The 25014-nt window shown below is 63.2% G+C and carries 24 protein-coding genes and 1 pseudogene; 4 read left to right on the forward strand and 21 right to left on the reverse strand.

Annotated features, from left to right (window positions below; all coding sequences use genetic code 11):
• Nucleotides 1-2 precede the first annotated feature (2 nt).
• On the forward strand, nt 3-1133 hold the full coding sequence (locus AC1ECK_RS10145) for an ABC transporter permease (protein ID WP_480318488.1): 1131 nt from the start codon (nt 3-5) through the stop codon (nt 1131-1133).
• Nucleotides 1134-1173: 40 nt separating this feature from the next.
• Here the strand turns inward: AC1ECK_RS10145 and mdcH are convergent, their stop codons facing one another.
• The 7 genes from mdcH to mdcA form a co-directional block, all read right to left on the reverse strand.
• Nucleotides 1174-2106 (reverse strand): malonate decarboxylase subunit epsilon, encoded by a 933-nt coding sequence (mdcH, locus tag AC1ECK_RS10150; RefSeq protein WP_480318490.1) that lies wholly within the window; start codon nt 2104-2106, stop codon nt 1174-1176.
• A gap of 77 nt (nt 2107-2183) precedes the next feature.
• Nucleotides 2184-3140 (reverse strand): AEC family transporter, encoded by a 957-nt coding sequence (locus tag AC1ECK_RS10155; RefSeq protein ID WP_480318492.1) that lies wholly within the window; start codon nt 3138-3140, stop codon nt 2184-2186.
• A 205-nt stretch (nt 3141-3345) separates the two neighbouring features.
• Nucleotides 3346-4191, reverse strand: a complete 846-nt coding sequence (mdcE, locus tag AC1ECK_RS10160; protein ID WP_480318494.1) for a biotin-independent malonate decarboxylase subunit gamma — start codon at nt 4189-4191, stop codon at nt 3346-3348.
• Nucleotides 4188-5054: a biotin-independent malonate decarboxylase subunit beta gene (locus AC1ECK_RS10165; protein ID WP_480318496.1), complete on the reverse strand. Its 867-nt coding sequence runs from the start codon at nt 5052-5054 to the stop codon at nt 4188-4190. The genes mdcE and AC1ECK_RS10165 overlap by 4 nt, the downstream gene beginning before the upstream one ends.
• Nucleotides 5051-5344 (reverse strand): malonate decarboxylase subunit delta, encoded by a 294-nt coding sequence (locus tag AC1ECK_RS10170; RefSeq protein WP_480318498.1) that lies wholly within the window; start codon nt 5342-5344, stop codon nt 5051-5053. Before AC1ECK_RS10170 ends, AC1ECK_RS10165 begins: the two co-directional genes overlap by 4 nt.
• Nucleotides 5345-5347: 3 nt before the next feature.
• Nucleotides 5348-6316, reverse strand: coding sequence for a triphosphoribosyl-dephospho-CoA synthase (locus AC1ECK_RS10175; protein WP_480318500.1), 969 nt, complete (start codon nt 6314-6316; stop codon nt 5348-5350).
• A 5-nt stretch (nt 6317-6321) separates the two neighbouring features.
• Nucleotides 6322-7980, reverse strand: coding sequence for a malonate decarboxylase subunit alpha (mdcA, locus tag AC1ECK_RS10180; RefSeq protein ID WP_480318502.1), 1659 nt, complete (start codon nt 7978-7980; stop codon nt 6322-6324).
• 558 nt (nt 7981-8538) lie between these two features.
• On the opposite strand from mdcA, the pseudogene AC1ECK_RS10185 reads away from it, so the two are divergent.
• Nucleotides 8539-8889: pseudogene (locus AC1ECK_RS10185) on the forward strand (IS6 family transposase); the annotation flags it as partial.
• A 26-nt stretch (nt 8890-8915) separates the two neighbouring features.
• On the opposite strand, the gene AC1ECK_RS10190 reads toward AC1ECK_RS10185, so the two are convergent.
• Genes AC1ECK_RS10190 through AC1ECK_RS10230 form a run of 9 tightly spaced genes read right to left on the reverse strand, consistent with a single transcriptional unit; the run spans nt 8916 to nt 17226 of the window.
• A complete protein-coding gene (locus AC1ECK_RS10190; protein ID WP_480318504.1) occupies nt 8916-9269 on the reverse strand; it encodes a RidA family protein in 354 nt (117 codons plus the stop codon).
• A 30-nt stretch (nt 9270-9299) separates the two neighbouring features.
• Nucleotides 9300-10463, reverse strand: coding sequence for an NAD(P)/FAD-dependent oxidoreductase (locus tag AC1ECK_RS10195; protein ID WP_480318506.1), 1164 nt, complete (start codon nt 10461-10463; stop codon nt 9300-9302).
• On the reverse strand, nt 10460-11908 hold the full coding sequence (locus tag AC1ECK_RS10200; RefSeq protein WP_480318508.1) for an FAD/NAD(P)-dependent oxidoreductase: 1449 nt from the start codon (nt 11906-11908) through the stop codon (nt 10460-10462). Before AC1ECK_RS10200 ends, AC1ECK_RS10195 begins: the two co-directional genes overlap by 4 nt.
• Complete coding sequence (locus tag AC1ECK_RS10205) at nt 11898-12257, reverse strand: (2Fe-2S)-binding protein (RefSeq protein ID WP_480318510.1); 360 nt, start codon at nt 12255-12257, stop codon at nt 11898-11900. The genes AC1ECK_RS10200 and AC1ECK_RS10205 overlap by 11 nt, the downstream gene beginning before the upstream one ends.
• Nucleotides 12247-13374 (reverse strand): NAD(P)/FAD-dependent oxidoreductase, encoded by a 1128-nt coding sequence (locus AC1ECK_RS10210; RefSeq protein WP_480318512.1) that lies wholly within the window; start codon nt 13372-13374, stop codon nt 12247-12249. Before AC1ECK_RS10210 ends, AC1ECK_RS10205 begins: the two co-directional genes overlap by 11 nt.
• Nucleotides 13375-13382: 8 nt before the next feature.
• Entirely contained in the window at nt 13383-14177 is a 795-nt protein-coding gene (locus AC1ECK_RS10215; protein ID WP_480318514.1) for an ABC transporter permease, read from the reverse strand.
• Nucleotides 14178-14181: 4 nt separating this feature from the next.
• Entirely contained in the window at nt 14182-15102 is a 921-nt protein-coding gene (locus tag AC1ECK_RS10220; RefSeq protein WP_480318516.1) for an ABC transporter permease, read from the reverse strand.
• Nucleotides 15095-16165 (reverse strand): ABC transporter ATP-binding protein, encoded by a 1071-nt coding sequence (locus AC1ECK_RS10225; protein ID WP_480318519.1) that lies wholly within the window; start codon nt 16163-16165, stop codon nt 15095-15097. Before AC1ECK_RS10225 ends, AC1ECK_RS10220 begins: the two co-directional genes overlap by 8 nt.
• Before the next feature lie 11 nt (nt 16166-16176).
• Nucleotides 16177-17226 carry an ABC transporter substrate-binding protein gene (locus tag AC1ECK_RS10230; protein WP_480318521.1) on the reverse strand — a complete coding sequence of 350 codons (1050 nt, stop codon included), beginning with the start codon at nt 17224-17226 and terminating at the stop codon, nt 16177-16179.
• A gap of 196 nt (nt 17227-17422) precedes the next feature.
• Between AC1ECK_RS10230 and AC1ECK_RS10235 the strand changes: the two genes are divergently transcribed.
• A complete protein-coding gene (locus AC1ECK_RS10235; RefSeq protein ID WP_480318523.1) occupies nt 17423-18328 on the forward strand; it encodes a LysR substrate-binding domain-containing protein in 906 nt (301 codons plus the stop codon).
• 20 nt (nt 18329-18348) lie between these two features.
• On the opposite strand, the gene AC1ECK_RS10240 is transcribed toward AC1ECK_RS10235, so the two are convergent.
• The 4 genes from AC1ECK_RS10240 to AC1ECK_RS10255 form a co-directional block, all read right to left on the reverse strand.
• Nucleotides 18349-19686, reverse strand: a complete 1338-nt coding sequence (locus AC1ECK_RS10240; protein WP_480318524.1) for an NAD(P)/FAD-dependent oxidoreductase — start codon at nt 19684-19686, stop codon at nt 18349-18351.
• Between the two features lie 26 nt (nt 19687-19712).
• A complete protein-coding gene (locus AC1ECK_RS10245) occupies nt 19713-20519 on the reverse strand; it encodes an amino acid ABC transporter permease (protein WP_480318526.1) in 807 nt (268 codons plus the stop codon).
• A gap of 69 nt (nt 20520-20588) precedes the next feature.
• Nucleotides 20589-21407, reverse strand: coding sequence for a substrate-binding periplasmic protein (locus tag AC1ECK_RS10250; protein WP_480318528.1), 819 nt, complete (start codon nt 21405-21407; stop codon nt 20589-20591).
• A 37-nt stretch (nt 21408-21444) separates the two neighbouring features.
• Nucleotides 21445-22767 (reverse strand): NAD(P)/FAD-dependent oxidoreductase, encoded by a 1323-nt coding sequence (locus tag AC1ECK_RS10255; RefSeq protein WP_480318530.1) that lies wholly within the window; start codon nt 22765-22767, stop codon nt 21445-21447.
• A 139-nt stretch (nt 22768-22906) separates the two neighbouring features.
• Between AC1ECK_RS10255 and AC1ECK_RS10260 the strand changes: the two genes are divergently transcribed.
• Nucleotides 22907-23809, forward strand: coding sequence for a LysR substrate-binding domain-containing protein (locus AC1ECK_RS10260; protein ID WP_480318531.1), 903 nt, complete (start codon nt 22907-22909; stop codon nt 23807-23809).
• A 94-nt stretch (nt 23810-23903) separates the two neighbouring features.
• Here the strand turns inward: AC1ECK_RS10260 and AC1ECK_RS10265 are convergent, their stop codons facing one another.
• Complete coding sequence (locus tag AC1ECK_RS10265) at nt 23904-24947, reverse strand: alpha/beta fold hydrolase (RefSeq protein WP_480318533.1); 1044 nt, start codon at nt 24945-24947, stop codon at nt 23904-23906.
• Nucleotides 24948-25014 lie beyond the last annotated feature (67 nt).

The raw sequence follows: 25014 nt of genomic DNA on the forward strand, positions 1-25014 counted from the left end.
TCATGTTCGACCGCCTGCAGGTTATGCTGATGAAGGAGTTTCTCGAACTCAAGCGCGACCGCTGGGCAATGTTCCGGCTTATCGTGCCGCTGTTGCTGCAGGTCATCGTCTACGGTTACGCCGCGACCTTCACAGTCAATCATGTGAGTCTCGCCATACTCGATCTCGACCATAGCCAGGCAAGCCGCAGCCTTGTCTCTCACTTCGCCGCCACCGGCAAATTCTACGTCGTGGACAATGCCGGCACGGAACGGGAGATCACCCATGACATCGATACCGGCGATGCGACGATGGCAATCGTGATCCATGCAGGGTTCTCGCAATATCTGAACGACGGCCGCAGCGCGCCGTTGCAGGTCATCGTGGACGGCACCAATTCCAACACGGCGCTCATCGCGCTCGGTTACGTCAGCCAGATCGTCACGCAATTCCAGACCGACCAGACAAGCGAGGCCTGGCCCCAGTCTGCCGGAGCGGCGCGGTCCACCGTGGCGGTCTCGCTGCGCGAGCGTCCCTGGTACAACGACGCCATCGACGACCGCTGGTTTTTCATTCCAGGCGTGGTCGGCACGCTCTCGCTGATGCAGGTAGTGAGCCTCACGGCGTTTGCGGTGGTTCGCGAGCGGGAGATCGGCACGCTCGAGCAGATCATGGTGAGCCCGATCAGGCCGGTCGAATTCATCCTCGGCAAGACCGTGCCGTTCTTCCTGATCGGTCTGGGCGACGTCGCGCTCGTTACAGCGGTCGGCGTCTGGTGGTTTCACGTTCCGTTCGTCGGGAATCTGCTCGTCATGCTGGCGGGCGCATCGCTTTTCCTGCTGGCGGCGCTCGGTCTCGGCTTGCTGCTGTCGACCTTCTCGCGCACTCAGCAACAGGCATTTGCCCTGAATTTCTTTCTCATCAACCCGCTTTTCATCCTGTCGGGATTCGCGTTTCCGATCGCAGCCATGCCCAGAATCATGCAATGGATCACGCTGATCAATCCATTACGCTATTTTCTCGTCGTGCTGCGCTCGGTGTTCCTCAAAGGCGTTGGCTTTGCCGTGCTATGGCCGCAACTCGCGGCAATGGGTCTACTGGGCGTGGTCATGCTGACAATCAGCGTGTTGCGATTCCGCAAATCTCTCGACTGAACATGCAAAGCGTTTCGCAGGGGGATGGTGGACGCTCACCTCAGTACGACCGGGCACGTCTTGCCAGATAGACGATCGTCTCGATCGGCGTATCGGTCAGGCTACGTGCCTTCGCGTCGTCGAAGGACTCGTGAATCAGCCCGGTCAACACCGTCCCCGGCGGCGCTTCGAAGAAATAGCGTACGCCCATTTCATACAGAACCGTCATCGAATCGTGCCAGCGCACCGTATGAGCCACGTTGCTCGACAGGTCGCGCCCGATGTCCCGCGGCTCTCTCAACACACGCGCGCCGACATTCCCGACGTAGGGAATCCGCGGCCGCGCAATCTCGACGCGGGCCACCGCTTCGCTGAGTCTCGCCGCGACATCGTCCATCAGCGCGCAGTGAGACGGCACACTGACCGCCATCTTCTGGGCCTTTCTCGCACCGGCGCGCTTCGCCGCCTCGATGCCCACTTCGAGCGCCGCGTCGCTGCCGGCCAACACGATCTGTGTCTGCGCATTCAGGTTCGCGATATAGAGCGGCTGTCCACCTGTGTCGATTTCGCCGATCAGCCGTGCCACGCGCGCTTCGTCCAGCCCGACCACTGCTGCCAGCCCGAAGCCATGCGGATAGGCGCGCTCCATCAGTTCCGCGCGCAGCTTGAGAAGCGGTAGCGCCGTTGCAAAATCCAGCGCACCACACGCGACCGCGGCGGTGTAGGCGCCGCTCGATAACCCGGCGACCGCATCGGCTTCGACTCCTTCGGCATTCAGCGCGCGCGTCACTGCGATGCCCGCGATCAGCCCCGACAACTGGACCGCGACCGTCGAAGCGAGCGCCGCCTCGGTATCCAGCGTGCGAGCATCCATGCCGAGAACGGCACCTGCTTCGTCAAGCGTCGCGGCGATGACAGGGTGTGTCGGCAACCGGTGCAGAAATCCGGGCGTTTGCGCCCCTTGCCCAGGAAAGAGAAATGCAATGTTCATCATGATTCGTTCCTGTTGGGTTGGACGTCGCTCATCCAGTATCCCTATCGGCGTTTCCGTCGCATACGCATACCTTCGGGTTATTTCGGAGCAAGCAGCCAGATCGCAATCGACAGCGTAACAACGCTGCAGATCGAAGAAACGAGCAACGTTGCACCGGCGACGGGCGGCCGGACCCCGCTGCTCGCGCCGAACACCAGTCCGAAGAATCCGGCCGGAATCGCGGTCAGCAGTGCCGCCTGGCCGGCAATCGTTGCGGGGAAGTGAAAGAGTCTCGCCAGTCCGAAAACCAGCAGAGGCTGCACGATGTTCTTGACCGCCGCGCCGAAGGTGACATCGGCGTCGATCTTGATCACCTGGGCGGACAGCATCAGGCCGGTCAGGAACAGGCCGATGCCGGCCGTGGCCGCCGTGATCGGCCCCAATGCCGTTGCGACGAGCACCGGGAGCTTGATGCCGATCAGCGCGACGACAAGACCCAGCATCGGTCCCACGAAGATGGGCTTGCGCACCGAATGTCCGAGTGCGATCAGGAACTGGCGTGCGGCGGATACCGAATGACCGGCATCCGTCTGGCGCGCCTTGTCCAGATCGAGTAACGCAAGCGTCATTGGCGAGATGGTGACCGAGCCGACTGCGATCGCGATCGCAACCGACAATGACGCCTGTTGCCCGAAGATCGGCAGCACCAGCGGCAAGCCGATCGACGCGAAATTCGGGAACGCGATCGTCAGCGTCTGCACCGCCGCGTCAGACAACGACAGGCCGAAGATCCTCCGGTGCATCCACCCGACGATCGCATACACGATGACGAGGCCCAACGCGAGCAGAAGCGCCAGTTGGCCATTCTGCATGATGACCGACTGCGGTGTCTTTGCGATCGAGATGAACAAGGTCAGCGGCAGCGCGAACTGCATGAGCAGGACATTGAGACTCGACACATTCTGGTTGTCTACGAGCTTGCGCCTGCCGGCGAAATAGCCCAGCGCGAGCACCAGAAAGACCGGTAGCAGCGCGGTAACGATAAGGTTGAACATGTTCTTCTCTTGATGGATGCTGGTTAAATATGGTGGGACTCAAGGCAGCGTGCCCCGGCAGACGTCGCTCACCACCTTCGTGGTTCGGCCACCCTTGCGCTACTGCCTGGCTGGAATCCGCCCGGCAAACCTGGCCGCAAGCGGAAAAGCCGCCCCTGCGCCCTTGCGAACCTGCCCCTGTCCTACGTCTTTGCCTTGTCGCCGCTTACCATTGCTCCGCGAGGCGCTTGCGTACTTCGATCGAGGCCGCACGCATCGTCTGCGCCTCCTTCGAGCGGTAGCGGGCCGACAGATCGCGCACGCCATCCTCCCGGATGGAGTCAAGCGTGCCGGCCAGCACCTTGCGTACCTGTTGCACGGCGGCGGCATCCGGCGCGTTCGCATCGACACCCTCGATCAGGTTGTCGAGCAACCCAAGCTTCGCGTAGTGACGGATGTCGTACGACATCGGCGGGATGCGATTGCCCAGTTCGACAAGCTGTTCGACCGTGCGGCGTGTGATGCGGGCCGCGGCAGCCTGTCCCATGGCGTGGATCAGCACGTCGGGCGCATCCAGCGCGACGATGCGGTTCGCCTGGTAGCCGTGTGCGAGAAAGGCGCCCGACATGGCGTGCCCGACAATCAGCGCGATGACCGGGTGACCCGCCAGCCGGGCCTGCGCATAAGCGTTGGCCGCTGCGGCACAGGCCATGTGAATACCCATCAGTTCCTCACGCCGTCCATAAGCCTGGCCGACAACATCGACCACGGCGACGATAGGACGGCGCTGTTCGTCGCCGCCGCGATGCGCATCGATCGTCTGCCGAACGATGTTTGCCAGCGCCCAGCCCTGCTCGAGTCCGACCTCACCCTGGCGCGCACGGGGAAACCGGTTCGCCGGGTCGGGCACCACGGCGATAAAGCGTGCATCCCTATCGCCGAGCGGCGCATCGGCGAACAACACTGAGCGGCTCTGGCCGAATCCCTGCCCCTCCTGCCCCGTCAATGCATGCAACCATACGCGCCCGCGGCTCGCATGAGGACCGGCGGACATCGTGAGAGCATCGCTCATTTCGAATCTCCTTTGTTTCCCCAAAGCGTCGCAAGCTCGACGCCTGTAAGCTGTTTGCTGGTGTCCACTTCGCCGATGCGCGGCAGGTAGGTATCCAGCGCTTCGCAGCGATGCACCTTGGGAATACCTAGCGCGAACGTCGCGCGGACCTGCTTCGCTATCTGCGTGGCATCGTCTTCGACGAGCGCATCGACCATGCCGAGCCGCGCCCGCTGCTCGCCGCCGATCAAACTCCAGATCAGTGCCCTGTCGGACGAATCGATTTCCTCGATACCCGCTTCCTGCTCGATCACCTCGGGTCCGTTCATGCCGAGACGCGCTTCGCGCGTAACGATCAGATAGCTGCACAGCGCGGCCGCAAGCGACATTCCGCCGAAACAGCCCACCATTCCGCCAATCACGCCTACCACCGGCACGTGGCGCCGCAACGCGACGATCGCCGCGTGAATTTCAGCGATGGCAGCAAGTCCGAGGTTGGCCTCCTGCAGGCGCACGCCACCGGTTTCCAGCAACAGCACCGCACGGGTCCGGATGCCGTTTTCGTTATCGCGCAGTGCCAGCTCCAGCGCCCCGGCGATCTTCGCGCCCGACACCTCGCCCATACTGCCGCCCTGGTATGCGCTCTCGATCGCGGCAACCACGGCGGGCTCGCCGTCGATCGTTCCGCGCGCAATCACGACGCCGTCGTCTGCCTGTGCCACGATGCCCTGAATCGGCAGCCACGGCGACTTGAGCCGGTCGAACGGACCGACGATCTCGCGGAATGAGCCGGCGTCCAGCAGCGCAATCGTCCGCTCGCGCGCATCGAGTTCGATGAAACTTCTGCGCGCCAGAAAGCGCTTCCAATCAGTCTGTGCATTCATTGCTCCAACTCCTCGACAGCCTGTTCCAGGCGCAGCAATACGACACCCGGTGTCGCGCCGAAATCGTTGATTTCAATCGCCACACGGCCGTCAAAACGCGTGAAAAAGCGGTCGACGACGGTCTTCCATACCCGCCCGAATCCGTCGACGCTGGTATTGATCACCACCTGTGCGGTATTGCCGTCCACCGGCTCGATCAGCACTTCAAGGTCGCCCGAACCAACCACGCCCACGTGGGCACGACGCTTGACCGGCTTCGAAACCGGATACTCATATCGAAGGGTTTCCATTGATCATCGACTCCTTGGTTGAACGGGAATCGACAAGCGCTCATCCCGTTCGATATGGTCAAGAAACAGCGCGGCTGCGAGCAGATCGGCTGCCCCGCCAGGCGACGCGTTGCGTGTGAGCAGATCGGCATCGAGCGCCGCCAGCCGACACAGTCCGGCGGACGTTCCGCTGCCGCCAGCGGCCATGACTTCACTCGCACCGCGCTTGGCGGCGGATAGCGCCTCGATGCCGCCGCGATGCAACAGGCACGTATCGTCGAGCAAGGCCATGATCGACAGGAGCGCATCGAGCCGGGCCGCGTCTTCGCTGCGCCCCTCGCCCCGGGCCGCCCGAAGCGCCGGCAAGGCAACCGAAACGACGTGCGGAAAACCGTCCTCGGCCTCGCCGCGCGCCCCTCGCACGCCATAGCGGCGGCTGACATGCTGGCCATTCGACACCACTGCGGGCACGAAACGGTCCCGCTGGCGCGCGATGCCCGCGGCCTCTGCGGCAATCACATCCGCGCTGCGCTCACGCGCGCGCGCCGTGCCCGCCACCAGCAGACCGATCACCCAGATCGCACCGCGATGCGCATTGCTGCCGTCCGTCACCGCGAGCATCGTCTGTTCGGCCTCACGGCCGATCCGTCCGAGTGTTTCACGCAGATGGCGCTTCGGCAGGCTCGAAGCCGCCGCGTGCGCCATTGCGGTAAAGCCAGGACGCAACGAGTGTGCCGAGCGCCGCATGACGCAGAGATCGAGGTCGGTATGGGCGCCGCGGCCCCTGCGATCCACGAGCGCTGGCTTGGGTGTCAGCTCCGCCTCGTCGAGCAGCGCCTGCACGGCCGCATCGGCCAGCTGGCACGCCAGGTCTACGCCCGCCTCCTTGTGTGGACGCCGCGAGCGCGTCATGTCCGCCGTATCGGAAAGTCCCCCGGACCCTGATGCATGGAAGCCGGTCATCGGTTCCTGCCGGTGAATGCCGAAGTCCATGGCGATCACCAGTTGCGAAAGCGTGCGGGCGGAGCATAGAGCCCTCCGGACCAGGCCACCAGATCTTCGATGCTGCGTGCGGCAAGCAGCGAGCGCTTCGCATCGATGCGCCTGACGCCAAGATCCTCCGGATAGGCGACGATCCCGCGGCTGCGCAGCTCCGCGGTGCGGCCCGCTTCGGCGCTGCGGCCGATCTCCGTCGCGCCGGCGACGGCCGCGATGGCGGCGCGCCGCTCCTCGCCCTGCACCTTGTAGACGTAAGCGATCCCCTCTTCGGTGACGACGTGCGTGACGTCATCGCCATAGATCATCACGGGCGCCACCGCCATGCCGCTGCGCTTGCCCACTTCGATCGCGTCGAGACGCTCGACGAATGACGGTACGCCACCCGGTCTGAACGTTTCGACCGTCTGCACGACGAGCTTGTGGCCGCGCACGACCGGCGCCTGCGAAGTGATCATCTCGAGCCAAGGCTTGCTGCTATGACGCCGGCCGTGGGGATCGTGTCCCATGTTCGGCGCACCGCCGAACCCGGCAAGCCGCCCGAGCGTGACGGTCGACGAATTGGCGTCGGCGTCCATCTGCAGCGTGGAGCCGATGAAAAGGTCTACGCCGTACTGGCCGGCGAGCTGGCATAGCACCCGGTTCGAGCGCAGGCTGCCGTCGTGGCCCACGAAGTAGATATCGGAGCGGGCACGAATGTATTCCTCCATGCCGACCTCGCTGCCAAACGAATGGATGCTCTCGACCCAGCCGCTTTCGATCGCGGGAATCAACGTCGGATGGGGATTGAGCGCCCAGTTGCGGCAGATCTTTCCCTTCAGACCGAGCGCTTCCCCATAGGTGGGCAACAGAAGCTCGACGGCGGCCGTGTCGAAGCCAATACCGTGATTCAAGGCGCTCACGCCGTGCCGCTCGTAGATTCCGCGAATCACCATCATTGCCATCAGAATCTGCAGCTCGTCGATGTGCCGTGGGTCGCGCGTGAAGAGTGGTTCGATCGCGAACGGCCGGTCAGCCTCGACGACGAAATCGACCCATGAAGACGGGATATCGACGCGCGGAAGCGTATCGACGATCTCATTGACCTGGGCGATCACCACGCCGTGCCGGAATGCGGCTGCCTCGACGATCGTCGGCGTGTCCTCGGTGTTGGGCCCCGTATACAGATTGCCTTCGCGATCGGCCTGGACCGCGCAGACGAGCGCGACGTTCGGTGTCAGATCAATGAACATCCGCGCATAGAGTTCGATATACGTATAGATCGCACCGACTTCCAGCTTGCCGTCTTCCAGCAGTTGCGCGACGCGCAGGCTCTGCGGCCCCGCGTACGAAAAGTCGAGCTTGCGCGCGATGCCCGTCTCGAAGATGTCGAGGTGCTCGGCGCGGCTGATGGTCGAGATCAGCAGATGGATATCATGGATCCGCGACGGATCCACTTCGGCGAGCGCCCGGGAAAGAAAGTCCGCCTGCTTCTGGTTGTCGCCTTCGAGGGCCACGCGGTCCCCGGGTTTGATGATCGCCTGCAGGGCCTCGACGATATGGCTTCGATCGATCACCTTGCCATTTGCGAAAGGCTGCGCCGCCTCGAGCCGCGCCAGCTTGCCGTCCCTGAGCCTGAACCAGGAATGTGGCTGCGCGGATAAGTCTTCACTTGCCGTCATTGTCGATCCTCATAAAGGAGATTTCGCCGGCGCGAACGCACGCAGCGCAATGCCGGGTAGAACGGCTCGCCGCACCGGCAACGAGGACGTTCAGGGACCGATGCCCCGGCTGCGGCAACCGCACCGCGGATTGCGCAATGAACGCGAGCCTGTGGTCAGACAGATCGGCGTGCCTTCGTCGGCGCCGACGATACAGATGCAACTTCGTTCCACCCTTCGTCACGAATGTATTCGCGCTGGCCCACAGGGTATTGACTCAAGTCAATTCCATATCTTTTCTGGAAATTCAATGATTATTATTTCAATTATTGAAATAAATTAAAGACGATGGATATCGGAAACCATCGATTGATTCTGCAATGAAGCGCCACGGACGGTCGACTGGATTCCCTTACCTTCCGCGTCAATTCGATGACGAATGTGAGAAAAATCGAGAAATATCTATTGTGCAAAACATCAATAAAAAACCAATCGGTGCATGAATTCTTATACGCACGACTTCACTGCTGTCTTCAAGGCTCTATCGGGTTGAAGGGGCATCAGCGGTAGAATGAAGCGATGAAGAAAACGAAATCGCTTTATCACAGTCACCGCTTCCCTGCGGTCGTCATCAGCGGCGCGATTCGGTGGTATTCCGGTTCAGCCTGAGCCTGCGCGACATTGAGGAGCTGTTGCTCGAACGGGGTGTCGTGGTCACATACGAAACAATCCGTTGCTGGTGCGGCAGGTTCGGCGCTACATTCGCCCAGTGTGCCAAAGCGGCACGACAAGGACGCGGCAAAGCGCGTCCTGCGCCGGGTACTTCGCTCAAACCCGGTGCCGCGCGGCATCGTGACCGACTGGTTGCGCAGCTATCCGGCGACGAAGGCTGACATTTCTGAGCCCGCTCATGTGAAGCACGTCTTCATCAATCAGATGAACGCGCAGCTACCCGCTTACAGCGCAGCGGTCACTATCACCTCAACGCGAATCTCCGGCGCCGCCAACGCAGCCTCGCAAGTCGCGCGCGCCGGTGCCGCATCGCGAGGCACCCAGGCTTCCCATGCGGCATTCATCGGACCGAAGTCGCGAGCCATATCGGCCACCCAGATCTGCACGGACAACAGTCGCGTCTTATCGGTGCCTGCCGTTTTCAGATGCCCGTCCAGTTTGCTCAGGATCTCCTCGGTTTGCGCCTTCGCATCACCGTCGCGCGAGGTCGCCGTCAGCCCCGCGAGGTACACGATGCCGTTGTGAATCACGATGCGCGAGAGGCGCGGATTGGTTTCGAAACGTTGAATATCGCTCATTGTCTGTGTCTTTAAGGTTGTGAGAAAACGCTATGAAGCCTGCTGTGCTTCGCCTTGACTACGCGCCGCGGATGCAAAACGCCCAATCCGGAATGCCTCGATGTCGTGCGTACTGCGTCCATCGCACACCAGCTCGGCCACCACGCTGCCGACAATCGGTCCAAGCTCGAACCCATGCGCGGAGAAACCGAACGCGTGCACCAGACCGTCATGCGTGCCGCTGCGGGAAATCACCGGAATGCCATCGGGCATGAAACCTTCGATACCGGCCCACGCACGGTTGACCACGACATGCCGCAAGTGCGGGAACAGGTCGGTGACTGTCCGCGCGCTTTTGCCCAACTGCGGAAAATCGAGCACGCACTGCCCTGCTGTCATATCGGCGGTACATTCGAGCGCGCCGCCGATCACGACCGTGCCATTGCTGAACTGTTTGAACGACAGCGGGCGTCCCGTTGCGCCGAGCACGGGTTTGACGAACGGCGCGACAGCCTGCGTGACCATCAGCATCAAGCCGCGCGGCTCGACCGGCACCGGCTCGCCCGCTTGCCGCGCGAGTTCACCGGCCCACGCACCTGCCGCGTTGACGACGTGCGGCGCGCGCCACCGTCCGGTTGTCGCTTCGATATCCCACTGTCCATCGCGGCGTGTGATACCGCGCACCGCGCATTGTTCATGGATCTCGACACCGGCCTGTTGCGCCGCGAGCCGAAACGCCGTGACCGCGCGAAACGGCAATGCGTGGCCGTCGTGCTCGACCCATACGCCGCCCACGACGTGCCGCGCCAAACTCGGCACGAGGTCCCGAACGACGGAAGCATCGACCATGACTTCGTGCGTAAAGCCGAGCGTTTGCAGATGCGCAACCCGTGCACGACACGTCGCAAGCTCTGCCTCGCTCTCGGCCACTTTCAACTGACCGGACGGGACGAAACCGGCGTCGTCGCCGACCAGTTCCGCTAACCCGAACCACAAATCGCGCGACGCCAGCGAAAGCGCAATCTCCGCGTCGTGGCGTCCGAGCGTGCGCACGCCACCGGCATTCACGCCCGAGGCATGGCGCCCGCACACGTCGCGTTCCAGCACGACCACGCTGGCACCGCGCCGCGCCAGATGCAGCGCGCTCGACAAGCCATGCAGGCCACCGCCGATCACCACGACATCGGCACCCGCAACTCCGCTCGCGCTGTTCATCGCGCTGGGGTGTCGTGGGCTTCGGCAGACGTCTCGACCGGCTGGGCAGCGCGTTGCAGCGCCGCTTCATGCGCAGCCGCGAGTTCGGCGAGCGTGACTGGCTTGATCGGCGGACGCACACGGTAATAACCGACTTCGGCCGGCGACACGCCCCGCGCATCCGCAATCACCTCGGTTACGGTCAGTCCGCAAAGGCGACCCTGACACGGTCCCATGCCGCAGCGGCCGAACGACTTCGCCTGGTTCGGACCGAGACAGCCGAGCTTCACGAAGCCGCGCAACTGTCCTGCGGTCACCTCTTCGCAGCGGCAAATCGTGACCTCGTCGGCAGGGACACGATTGGCGTCCTTCGGCCGGTAGAGTGCATCGAGAAACGGGCGGATCTGCAACATCTCGCGCAGCACCCGTTTGATTGGAACGGCCAGCGAGTCACGCGTCGCGCGGTCGATCCGACCGGCCCGATGCACGATCTCCAGCGCCGCGAGCCGCCCCTGCTCCGCGGCGGCTTGCGCACCGCCGATGCCGCGGCTGTCGCCCGCGACGTAGATACCGGACACGTCGAGTTCGCCCCATGCGTCGGTAACGGGAACCCAGCACAACTGGGCATCGTCCCACCTATGTTGCGCGCGCAACGACCAGCTAATCTGCGTATTCGGCACGACGCCCTGATGCAGCAGCACGACCTCAGCGGGAATACGTTGCGCGTTGCCTTCGACAGTAAAACGGATCGCGGCCACCGCGTCCGTGCCCTCGAGCGAGAGGTTCGTTGCGCCCTGATGAAACGGCACGCCGGCGCGTTTCAACGCGCGCATCAGTTTCAGCCCTTTCGCGAGCTGCCGCCAACCTCTGAGTGCGCCGCCCAGATGCGCGAGCGCACGGCGATAGTCGGCGCTCGCGGTCGTATCGACGATCGCGCGAATCGGCACGCCCGCGCGCAGATACTGCCAGCCGAGCAGATACAGCAGCGGTCCGCAGCCCGCCAGCACGACCGGCTGCGACGGCACCACTTCGGCGCTCTTCAGCAGGATCTGCGCGGCGCCGGCCGTCATCACGCCCGGCAGGGTCCAGCCCGGAATCGGAAACGGCCGCTCCATCGCGCCGCTGCACAGGATGATCGAGCCGGCTTGCAGCGATTTCACCACGCCGTCCTGCACATAATCGACACTCCGTTCCGCCGTCACCTGCCAGACCGAGGCACCGCGTTCGTGTTTCGCACCGCTCGCGGCGAAGGCGCGCGCCAGTTCGCCGCCCGCGGCATAGTCCGGGCCGAGAATCTCCAGACGACGCGCACTGGTCTGCGTGATTGCGCGATAGATTTGCCCGCCGGGCGTGGCCTGCTCGTCGAGCACGGTCACGCTCAAGCCGCGTTGCGCCGCGACGGTTGCGGCGGCCATGCCGGCCGGCCCCGCCCCGACGATCACCAGGTCCACGTGATTAGCGTTCATCGTGCGCGTCTCCTGCGAAGCTAACGAAGCTGTTCAATTCGCGCATGCCGGATTGCGAACGGACGGCCATGCCTTCGGCTACCGGCACGAGGCAGCTCTGCCGGTTCGCCACGCCGTCGATTTCGACGAGGCACTCGAAGCACACACCCATCATGCAATACGGCGCGCGTGCCGCGCCACTCACCGGCGTCGTGCGGAAGCGTTCGATCCCGGCTGCGAGCAAGGCCGCGGCAACACTCACGCCCTGCGGTACACGTAGCGCCGTTCCATCGAACGAGATGGTGACGGTGCCGCTTGCGTCGTCCTGGACCTGCCGGGGCAGCACGTTGAAAAGACTGTCAGTGACCATGTGTAAATACCTTGTCGGTCTGCAAGAAGCGCTCGCCGGAGAAATGTTCGATGCCGGCCGGCACGAGGTCCTTCGCAATCCACGGCGCGACACGCAATGCATGCGCAGCCGCGAGTGTGACGCCGCTATGGCACGTCACGACATACGCGCCCGGGCAAGCGGAGGACTGCTGATAGATCGGAAAACCATCGGGACTCAGCACGCGCAATGCACCCCATGCGCGCACCAGCTTCACTTCGCCCAGCGCGGGAAAACTGCGCACGGCGCGCCATGCGATGTGGCTCACGACATCAGCGGTCACGCCGTCGTTGAAGCCGACGTCTTCCATCGAATCGCCGATCTGCACGGTCCCCTCATCGGTCTGCCGCACATAGGTGGTGGGGAAATCGAGGAAATGCGCGACCCGCTCGGCGATCAGCACCTGCCCGCGGTTCGGCGCGACCGGCGCCTGAATGCCCACCTGCTGCGCCAGCGCCCGATTGCCGAGGCCTGCGGCGAGCACCACACGTCCCGCATGAAAACGCTGCCCGCCGGCTTCGACCACGAAGCCGCTGCCGTCGCATTCGATACGCTGCGCCCGCACACCGGAGGTCATCTGCACGCCTCGCCTGGCACAGGCTGTATGCAGCGCGCGCAGCAACTTGAGTGGATTGACGTGGCCATCCATCGGCGAATAGCTCGCGCCGAGCACCTGCGGGCCAATGCCCGGCAAGCGGCGTTTCAATTCTGCGTGAGCGATCATCTCGAACGGATAGTCACCGTTCAGATCGTCGCGGATCGCTTGCAGACGCGCCGCGCGTTCCTGCCATTCCGTTTCGCTGAAGCAGAAATGGAAACCGCCGGGTTGCTGCAGTTGCACGTCGATATCGGCTTCGTTGAGCAGGGCTTCGCGCAGGGTCGGCCAGCGCGTCGCAGAGCCGCGCGTCCACGTTGCGTACGGCGACATGCCGTAGCCCTTGCCCTGTACCCAGACGAGGCCGAAGTTGCCGCGTGAAGCGCGGAACGCGTCGTCGCCCTCGTCCAGCACGCCGACCTTCAGCCCTTCGCGGGCAAGTCCATAGGCGACGGACGCACCGACCAGGCCGCCGCCAATCACGAGTACATCGGAAGAGTTCATTGTCTGTTTCAGTTTTTGCCGATCAGCACGCGATCGAGGCCCACAATGCGGTCCATCAGCACCATCAGAAGCGCGGTGCCGACGATCAGCACAGTCGACACCGAGGCGACAAGTGGATCGATAGTTTGCGCGATCTGGTTGTACATCGCCACCGGCAGCGTCGTGGTGCCGGGTGTCGCAACGAACACCGTCATCGTCAGTTCGTCGAAGCTCTGGATGAAAGCGAGCATCCAGCCGGCCGCGACGCCAGGAAGGATCATCGGCAGAATCACGCGGCGAAAAGCGGTGAAGCGTTTCGCACCGAGCGAGAGCGCCGCACGTTCCGCGTCGCGATCGAGACCGGTGGCCGCGGCCAGCGTGAGACGCAGCGCGTATGGAAAGATCACCGTCACATGCGTGAGCGTCAGCCAGAAGAACGAGCCTGACAGGCCCACCGTCGTGAAGAAGCGCAGGAACGCCACACCGAGCACCACGTTCGGAATCATCAGCGGCGACAGGAAGAATGCCGACACGGCCCCACGCCCAGGGAAGCGATAGCGCGTCAATGCCAGCGCACTCGGCACCGCGAACAGCACGGCAATGGTTGCCGAAGCGAGACCGAGACGCAGCGAGAGCCAGAATGCGTCGACGATATCCGGCGCATCGGCGATCGCGCGGAACCAGCGCAGCGACAACCCCGTGGTGGGCATCGAAATGTAGCCCTTATCCGTGAACGACACGGCGATCACCACCAGCAGCGGCGCGACGATGAAGAGCACGAACAGCGTGTGATAACAGAGCGCGAGCCAGTTGTTTTTGCGCATCGCATCAGCCCTCGAAAACCGCACGGAAGCGCCGCTCGATCCAACGGTTGCAGCCGAGAATAATGACGATATTCGCAATCAGCAGCAGCACCGCAACGGTCGCACCGAGCGGCCAGTTCAGCGTATTGAGGAACTCGTCGTAGGCTGCGGTGGCTGCAACTTTCAGGCGACGGCCGCCTAGCAGAGCGGGCGTAGCGAACGCGGACGCCGCCAGCGCAAACACGATGATCGAGCCGGACAGCACGCCCGGCAGCAACTGCGGCAACACCACACGGCGAAACACCGCGAACGGTTGCGCCCCCAACGATCGCGCAGCATTTTCGACTTGCAGATCGAGCTTTTGCAGCGTGGCCCACACGGCGATCACCATGAACGGTACCAGCACGTGTGTGAGGCCAATGATCACGCCGGTCATCGTGAACACCAGCTTGACCGGTTCGCTGGTGATGCCGAGCGCCTGCAGCGCGTTGTTAAGCAGGCCGTTATTGCCGAGCAGGATCGCCCAGCCGAGTGTGCGCACCACCACTGAAATCAGCAGCGGCCCCAGGATCACAATCAGGAACATCGAGCGCCATGGGCTTTTCATCCGCGCGAGGATGATGGTTTCCGGCACGCCGAGCACCACGCACAGCAGCGTCACCGCGAGCGCCATGCCGCCCGTGCGCAGAAAAATCTCGTGGTAGTAGCCGTCGCTCAGCACTTCCACGTAGTTCGACAGCGTGAAGGTCGGCAACACGCCTTGCGTACCGTCGAACGCATGGAACGACAGCACGGCCGTCAACAGCAATGGCACAAGCAGCAGTCCGCAGAACAACAGCAAAGCGGGACCGGCAAGCAACCATGGCGCAGCATTGGCCCGCCCCGCGTGTGAGTGCGGCGCGGCCTGAACCGGCGTGGGAAGTGGGGAATCCGAAGAATCAGCCATGGGCGGTCTCCGCGAGGATACGCACGGCGTCGTCGGACCAGTGCACGCCCACCGTTTCACCTTCGCGTGGCGGCACCGTGCCGAGATTCGGCAAGCTCGCGCGCACCATGCCGAGCGGCGTTTCGATCTGCAGCATCCAGTGGTTGCCGAGGAACAGACACGTCGTCACGCGGCCTTGCAACGTCGCATCCGCGGTGGACGAACCGGTGAGCGCCACGCGTTCGGGCCGCACATAAAGCTGCACCTCGCCCTCGAAGCGGCGGCCGCCATGCGGCACCTTCATCACGCTGGCGCCGACCCGCACCACCGCGCAACGGTCGTTCATCTGCTCGACTGTGCCGCGCAACGCATTCGTCTTGCCGAGAAAGCCCGACGCGAATACCGACTCCGGCTTCTCGTACGCATCGAATGGCGAGCCGGTCTGTACAATGCGGCCGCCATGCATGACCGCGATGCGGTCGCTCATCGTCATCGCTTCGACCTGATCGTGCGTGACGAGGATCGTCGTAATGCCGAGCTTCTTCTGGATTGCGCGCAATTCCACATGCATGTCTTCGCGCAGCTTGGCGTCGAGGTTCGACATCGGTTCGTCGAGCAGCAGCACCTGCGGCCGGATCGCCAGTGCACGGGCAATCGCGACGCGCTGGCGCTGCCCGCCGGACAATTCGCGCGGATAGCGCTTGTCGAGACCGGTGAGCCGCACCATTTCGAGCACTTCGGCGATGCGCGTGGCGCGTTCGCCGCGCGTCACGTTGCGCATGTCCAGACCGAAGCCGACGTTGTTGCCCACCGTCATGTGAGGAAACAGCGCGTAGCTCTGGAACACGATGCCCATGCCGCGCTTTTCCGGCCGCTCACGCGTGATATCGGCGCCGTTCAGCAGGATGCGGCCGCGGGTCGGGTCGACAAAGCCCGCGACCATCTGCAGCGTGGTGGTCTTGCCGCAACCCGACGGGCCGAGCAGCGAGACGAATTCACCACGCTCGATCGACAGATTGATGCTGTCCACCGCATTGAATTCGCCGTAGGCCTTACCGAGGCCGTCCAGGGTGAGGAAGCTCATGGTGTCGTGCCCTAGCGTTCGACGGTGCGGTTCCAGCGATTGGTCCAGTCGGCGCGCTTCTCGTTGACGTAAGTCCAGTCGGTCTTCACGAGCTTGTCGATCTGCTCCGGCGTGTACGGCACGGTCGCGGCAATCTGCGGCGTGAGCTTGGTGTTCTTGTTGACCGGACCCCAGCCTTGCCCTTCGGCGAGCCATGCCTGCACCTGCGGCGTCAGCAGGAACTGGATGAACTGCTGCGAAAGCTCGGCGACATCGTTATGTACGACGGGGCATGCCGCGATAAACATCGCGGGGGCGCCTTCTTTCGGATAGACGAATTCGACAGGAAAGCCAGTGGCTTTCAGCGCCGCGACGCGGCCACTGCCCCATACGGCAAGGGTAATGTCGCCGTCCTGGAACATCTCCGTCATCTTGCCCGGCGAGGGTTCCCATGCCAGCACGTTCGGACCGACCTCCTTCGCGAGCGCCGTCATGCCCGGATCGATATCGTGATCGCTGCCTTTGCGCAAACGTGCGTAGGTCAGCAAGGTGTGCAGCCCGTAGGTGTTGTTGATCGGCGGAATCGCGATTTTCTGGCGCAGGCGTTTGTCGGTCAGCACTTCCCACGAGTCCGGCTTCGGCAGGCCGGCTTTCTTGAAGGCCTCCGTGTTGTAGACGAGGCCGGTCGCGACCACGCCCAGCGACGTTGCATTTGCGTTCATCCTGGCGATGTCGTAAAGATCCTTGTAGACCGGTGCATCCTGCAGCTTGTCGCAGAAGCCGAATTGCGTGGCCTGATACATCGGGCCGTCGTCCAGCAAGACGACGTTGAGTTCTTCCCTGGACTTTTGCGCCTGCAGCTTGGCGAGCGTATCGGTCGAGTTGCCGGGTACGTAGACGATCTTGACGTCGTGATTGGCTTCGAATGCCGGGATGATCTTCTTCTCGAACAGGTCCTGCGTGGAACCGCCGTACGAGCCGAGATACAGCGTCGGCGTCGCCAGCGCGGGCAGCGCGGGCAGCGCGCAAGCGGCGACCAAACCACCGACTGCAGCCAGCACCCACTTCAAACGTGTAGCCATCTTTTTCTCCTCAGCAGCGCCCGTAGCGCGGCAACTCAATCAGGGAAAGCACTCAGTTATCGCCCTGCCGTGTCGCGAATACGCTAGCCAGCCAGCAATCGAGCCAGCTTATTGAGAAAAAAAAGCAGCAGGAAATCGAATTTTTTCTGTGTCGTATAACATTCACTTATACATTTTGAGCGAGCGGCAGCCCCTCATGAAGATCCGCCAGTTGGAAGCGTTCAATGCAGTCATGGTGTGCCGTACCGTCACGCGCGCGGCGCAGATGCTGCACGTGTCGCAACCCGCCGTGACGCGGCTCATCAGCGACCTGGAAGAAAGCGCCGGGTTTGCGCTGTTCGACCGCGCGCACGGTCGTTTGCAGCCGACGCCGGAAGCCTTTGCGTTGCACGAGGAGGTGCAGCGTTCGCTGGTCGGCGTGGAGCGGATCGAGCGCGCCGCGCTGGAGATTCGCGCGTCGCAGCGCGGCATGCTGCAGATAGCGAGTGCGCCGGCGCTCGCGCTGTCGTTTCTGCCGCGCGCGATTGCTGAATTCAGCGCGTTGCATACAGGGGTGGAAATTTCGCTCGCGGCGCATGCGTCGCAAGCCGTGCTCGACATGGTGGTCGAACATCGTTGCGACGTCGGTTTCGTGATTCTCGCGTTGAGTACGCCAAGTGCGCACGGCGAACTACTGATGTCGACCCGCATGGTCTGCGCACTGCCGGCAGCTCATCCGCTCGCCGCGAAAACGACCCTGGTGCCCGAAGACTTGCGCAACGAGGCATTCGTGTCGCATTGGCGGGGTCTGCAATCGCGCTATGAGATCGATGCGCTGTTCGCCTCGCATGGCGTCGAGCGCAAGCTGATGGTGGAAACGCAGACGTCCGCGGGCATCTGTTCCTTTGTCGCCGCGGGGATGGGGGTCGCGATTATCGATCCGGTCGCGGCGCTCGAATATCGCGGCACGGATATCGTGTTCCGGCGCTTCGAACCGGTGATCGGGACGGACTTCTCCGTACTGTTGCCGTCACAACGACCACCTTCGTTGCTGGTGAAGAAGTTCGTGACACACGTGCGCGCGTTTGCGCACGCACAGTTGCCGCGGGATGCATTGCTCTAGCGTCTGTTCACGCCTCGACCTCAGAAGCCGGCGTCGATCACGATCTTCGTACCGTCACTGAAACGGCTGAGGCGAAACGCATGTGGATCGACGAGCGGCGTGTCGTTGGTCACCAGATCCGCCATCAGCTTGCCGGCCGCCGGGCCGATGCCGAATCCGTGCCCCGAGAAACCCGTGCCGATAAAGAGACCTGGAACGCTATCGACAGCGGAAATCACCGGAATCGCGTCCGGCGTGACATCCATGTAGCCGGCCCAGCGCTGCGCGATGCGCGCGTGCGCCAGATGTGGGAACACCTTGGTGAACTCGCGCAAGCCGGCGTCGGTGTAACGGGTAATCGGCTCGGGATCGAGCGTACGCACCTGTTCGAAGGCGGTTGGTTGGTCGAGCGCCCAGTGACGCGGACGGCGCAACTCATCGAAGAAGCGCGCACCGATACCGACACGCAGCGAACCCAACTGGCTCTTCAGCGCTTCGAAATATTTGAAGAACAGGCGAAACGAATCCGGTGTGAGATCGCTATAGGTGCGAAAGCCGAATGCGACCGTATAGCCGCCGTCAGCACGCTTGCGAAACGCGAACTTCTTGTTGCTCGCGCTAACGGTCGGCCCACCGTCGAGCGGCTCGGTGCGCAGCACCGAAGCCTTGACCAGCAGTTGCGGCACGTCGATGTCGAGGTTGCCGCAAAAGAGCCGCGACCAGGCGCCACCCGCGACCACGACGCTATTGCAGCGGATCGTGCCGTGCTCGGTGACGACGGCGCTGACGCGCCCCGCGCTCGTTTCGACGCCGCGTGCGGCACATGGCGTCAGAATCTTGACGCCGCGTTTGCGCAACGCATTCGCGATCGCCGGTGCGGCTTTTTGCGGTTCGGCGCGTCCGTCGCCTGGTGTGTAGAGTCCGCCTTTGAACGCTTTCGTCGCGCCGGGCAGCAGCTCGGCAACGGAGCGCCCGTCGATCTCACGCGTATCGAATGCGTCGCCGGCGAGGTTGCGCGCCTTCTCCAGCCACACGCGATGATTGTCCATCGTCGCGTCTTCGTCGGTCATGTAAAGGATGCCGCACTGATTGAAACCGGTGTCGATGCCCAGCGCCGCATCCATCTTCCGCCACAGCTTCAGGCTTTCGATGCTGAGCTGAAACTCGCGCATGTCGCGGTGCGTGACGCGTACCCAGCCCCAGTTGCGGCTCGACTGCTCGCCCGCAATGTGGCCTTTCTCGCAGAGCGCGACCCGCGCGCCTTTCTCGCTCAGATAAAGGGCGGTGCTCACACCGATAATGCCACCGCCGATGACGACGACGTCGACTTGCTCGGGCAAGGTGGTGTCGTCAGCGACGGTCTCTACTTTAGGTCCCATTGTGTCTCGCGTCCTGCCTGTGAAGACTAGTTATGTTGATCGGCAATGCCGGTCCTGACCGAGGCGCCCGAACTGGCCGAAACCTGTGCCCTGCGTTGCCGGCGCGCCCAAAGCGCTTTGGAGCCGCCGCGCGACGGATTCGCATGACGGTTGGTCCAGCGGTCGATGTGATTGATCGCATGCGTGAGCGGCACGGTCAGCAGCAGATACACGACACCCGCCGCCACCAGCGGCGACAGGTTCGCTGTGTTGACCGACGTGTTCTGGCCGATCGTGAACAGATCGCGTTGCGAAGTCAGAAGGCCGAGAAAATAGACGAGGCTCGAATCCTTGACGATCGAAATGAACTGGTTCGCAAGCGCCGGCAAGATGCGCCGCACGCCTTGCGGCACGATCACATGGCGCATGCTGCTCCAGTACGTCATGCCGAGCGCCTGACACGCGGACAGTTGCCCGCGTCCCACACTTTGAATGCCGGAGCGGAAAATCTCCGCGATATACGCGGACGAAATCAGCCCAAGTGCGACGATGGCCAGCGGATAAGGATTGGGCCCGAAGATCGCCAGTCCCACCGGCGCGAGACCCTGGCCGACCAGCAGGATCACGAGCGCGGCCGGCAGGCCGCGAAACACGTCGACGAATACCTGCGCGGGCAGCATCAGCCAACGCGTATGCGACACTGCCATCAAGGCCAGCACCATGCCCGCGACGATCCCCAGCACGGTCGAAAACACCGACAGCACCAGCGTGTTGACGAGGCCGGTGCCCAGCAGCGACGGCATCGACGAGATCAGCAGCGGCCAGTCGAGAAAGTTCTGCACGAAAGCATTCATGGTGCGCTCCTGGGTTGAGCGGCGGCGGATTCTGCCACCGCTCGACGAGCGGCTAGCGGCCGGCTCCGATCAGCTACCGGACTTCATCGCGTAAGGCGGCAGATCAGCGGGCTTAGGATAGCCCGGATGAAATTGCAGGTACAGCTTTAGCCAGGTCCCGTCCGCAACCAATTCGCCGATGCTCTTGTTCAGCGCCGCCTCGAGCTTCGTGTTGCCCTTGTGCACCGGGAAGCCGGCTGGCAGATTGACGGCGGAGATATCGAGCTTGTCCGCGATGTTCATTTGCGGATACTTGCCCTGCAAGCCTTCTACGAGCGTTTTATCCACGAAGTAGCCGTCGACGTATTTCGAGCGCAGCGACAGGAAGCCCGCGTTCAGGTTCGGAAAGCGCACGATCTGCGCGCCCGGCAGGTAGCTGTCCGAATAGGTGTCTTCGATGGTGCCCTGCACGACGCCGATCCGCTTGCCCTTTACCGACGACGGATCGCTCGTGATCGTGCTGTCCGGCAGCGTTGCGACGCTCAGCAGGCCCGTTAGATAGCCCTCCGAAAAATCGACCATCTTCAGGCGTTCCTTCGTGATCGAAATCGACCCGGCGGCGAGATCGATCTGCTGGTTCGCCACGCTGGGCAGCAAGCCGCTGAAATCCTGGGCGCGGAACTCGGTGCTGAGGCCGAGCTTCGCCGCAATGGCGCGCAGCAATTCGACGTCGAAGCCCGTCATCTTGCCGTTGTCGATATACGAATACGGTTTGTTGTTCGCGTCCACGCCGGCGACCAGCTTGCCGGGCGTCAGCGTGCCGACGTCATCGGCGCGCGCGTTGCCCGCCAACCCGAGCGACAGGGGCACGACAACCGCAATGAGGCTGAGAAAATGGCGAAAACGCATGATGGTTGCTCCGTCGAAAGGACCTGCGATGAAAACGTCAGGAAAGCGCGGCGCGCACGCGGCCGCTCCAGAGATCGTCGAACGTATACAGTGCCGTGCCGACCGGCACGCTCAGGCGGCTCGCCATGCCGGCCACGCTGAGCGGAAACGCGCCCTCGCCGAAAGCGCCGGGCACGGCGTCGAGGCCGAGCATATGCTTCGCGACCCGCGCGCCCAGATAGCTCATCAGCGCGACGCCGTTGCCGTTGCAACCCAGCGCGTAATGAATGCCGTCCTGGGCGCCGATATGCGCGAGCTTGTCGCCCGTCATCGCGACATAACCCTTCCACGCGTGCGTGATGCGCACGTCGCGCAATGCGGGCCATAGCTCGATCATCTTCGCGTGCAGCATCCGCGCGGCTTCACGCTCGCTCACTTCGCGGATCGCCGGGCGCGAGCCGAACAGCATGCGCGTGCCGTCGGGCGACGGCCTGGTGTAGAACAGATTGCGCTTCGAATCGCTGATCATCCGCCGCCCGGGATTGAGCACGGCCATCAGTCCCGGCGGCAGCGGCTCCGTCGCAATCTGGTAGCTCGCCACCGGCAGCACACGCCGCGAGAAGAACGGCAGCAGCCGTCCGGTATAGCCGTTGGTCGCGACCAGCACGTGCTTCGCGTCGATCTTGCCGCGCGTTGCGTGCACCCTGAAGCCCGCACCATTGCGTTCGATCCGTTCGACTCCCGCATGCGAATGCAAGGTCGCGCCGCGCCGCCGGACGAGATCGCGCAACGCCCGATGATATTTGGCCGTATGCAGGCCGCCGTATTCGTCGACGAGAATTCCGCCGTAGTAATAGTCGGAGCCGATCACCGCGTGTTGGTCCGCGCGCGGCACGACACGCACCGTTACGCCGGTCTTGTCGCGCAACAGATCGCCCTGGCGCCGCAAACGTTCGAAGTGCCGCGGGGTGAATGCGCCAAAGAAACGACCGGTGATCTGCAGATCGGCGTCGAGCGATTCGTCGGCGACAAGGCGCTTCAGAAAGTCGAAGCTCGCCATCGATTCGCGCATCAACCGCTCCAGACGCTCTGCCGGCACCCCACGGATCGCATTGGTCAGCGCGAGCTTCTGTCCGCTCGACACCATGCCGCCGCTGCGCGTGCTGCCGCCCGCACCGATCTCCGCGGCATCGAGCACGGCCACGCGCGCGCCGAGCCGCGCGGCTTCCGCGGCCGCCGACAAGCCGCAATAGCCGCTGCCGACGATCACCACATCGACCCCGGAGGGCAATGCATCGCGCACCGTCTCGGGCGGCGCGGCATCCCACCAATAAGGGGCCACGCGAAAATCGTCGTGAAACAGCAGGGTATCGGAACGCATCGTGCACCGCCGGCGACAGGATGCGAGCCAGTCTAGGTTTTCGTCGTCCATCCGGTCAAATACGTCCAAAAACGCCTACCATTCAATTTTGATATGGCAAGCTGACAAGCGGAGCAACGAGAGCACACGAGGCGAGTGGATGAATCAACGGCAAATCGAAGCGTTCCGGCTGGTCATGTTGCGCGGCTCGATGACCGCTGCCGCCGAGGAACTCGGCACCTCGCAGCCGAGCATCAGCCGGTTGATTGCGGAGCTGGAGACGTCGACGGGACTGGCGCTGTTCACGCGCAACGGCGGGCGCATTCAGGCCACCGACGCCGGCAGCGCGTTCTATCGTGAAGTGGACCGGAGTTTCGTCGGCCTCGAAAAGCTCGCGCACTCCGCACGTGAAATCCGCCAGTTCGGCAGTGGCCGTTTGCGGCTCGTCGCGGCGCCGGTGCTGGCGTTGTCGTTCGTGCCGATGGTGATCGAGCGCTTTCTTGCCGCTTATCCGCGCATCGCGATATCGCTGGAAATGCGCAGCGAAGGCACCATCCAGCGCTGGGCTTCGTCGGCCTATTGCGATATCGGCTTCGCCACGACGACGCCCGATGCGTTCGGTGTAACCAGCGCCGAGCTATACCGGCTGCCCGGCGTTTGCGCGTTGCCGGCCGGACACCGGCTGGCGGCGCGCAAACGGATCCACGCGCGCGATCTGCGCGGCGAAAAGCTGATCCTGCCGTCGTACGCCGACGACACGCGTTCGTCGCTGGATCGCGTGTTGCGTCAGGCCGAAGTCAATCAGGTGCCGGCGATCGAGACGCCATACGGCGCGACCATTTGCGCGATCGTCTCTCGTGGGTTGGGCGTCGGTATTGTGAATCCGCTGGCGACTTTCGATGCCAATCCCAACAAGATCCAGTTCCGGCCGTTTTCACCGGACATCGTGTTTCGTGGCTTTACCGTGTGCCCTCAGCACCAATATACGACGCCGATCGTCGACAGTTTTCTCGAGATCGCCAACGACATCATGGCGCTTGAAGCAAAACACTGGGCGAAATAATCTGGCAGCGAGATGGCCACTACGGTCACGGAGCGCTTGCGGCGAAAGCAGTTCGCACCACTGGATTTCACGGCCCCTCCCGTCCCCTGCCCGTTTAAAGACGAGTCACATCGACAATGGCGTCCGCGAATGCCTTCGGCGCTTCCTGCGGCAGGTTATGTCCGATGCCGCCATCGATGTTCCGATGTTGATACTTGCCGGTGAACTTCTTCGCATAGGCGGCCGGCTCCGGATGCGGTGCGCCGTTGGCGTCGCCCTCCATGGTGATGGTCGGAACCGAGATGGCCGGCGCCGTCGCCAGACGTGCTTCAAGCGCGTCGTATTGCGGCTCGCCCTTGGCCAGCCCCAGCCGCCAGCGGTAGTTGTGAATCACCACCGCGACGTGATCGGGATTGTTGAACGACTGAGCCGAGCGTTCGTACGTCGCGTCGTCGAAATTCCATTTCGGCGACGCGGTATGCCAGATCAGTTTGTTGAAGTCGTGGCGGTTCGCTTCGTAGCCGGCAGCGCCACGCTCCGTGGCGAAATAGAACTGATACCACCACGCCAGTTCGGCCTTTGGCGGCAGCGGCGCCTTGTTGGCCTGCTGGCTGCCGATCAGATAACCGCTCACCGACACCATCGCCTTGCACCGCTGCGGCCACAGCGCGGCAATGATATTGGCAGTGCGCGCGCCCCAATCGAAAGCGCCGAAAATCGCCTGGTCGATTTTCAAGGCGTCCATCAACGCGATGATGTCGACCGCGACCACCGCCTGCTGCCCGTTGCGCGGCGTATCCGCAGACAGGAACCGCGTCGAGCCATAGCCGCGCAGATACGGCACGATGACCCGATAGCCGGCGGACGCAAGCAAAGGCGTCACCTCGGCGAAGCTGTAGATATCGTATGGCCATCCGTGCAGCAGGATGACAACGGGCCCGTTCTGCGGACCGGCTTCCGCATAGCCGATGCTGAGTGCGCCGGCGTCGATCTGGCGAATGGTATCGAACGAAGCCATGCGCGTTGCAGACTGCGTGCTTGCCGTCGCGGCATTCGATTGCGCATGGGCGAGTCCGCTCAAGCCCAACTCCAGCAAACCAAGACCGGCCACTGTAGTGCCAAGCAGACGGCGGCGGCGAATGTTTATCTGATCCGACATGGGTAGTTCTCCTCAAAAATTAATCACACAATCGTAGGGTTGAATTCGCGCATACTCCTGAAACAGC

The sequence above is a fragment of the Paraburkholderia sp. SSBN10T genome, assembly GCF_056619545.1.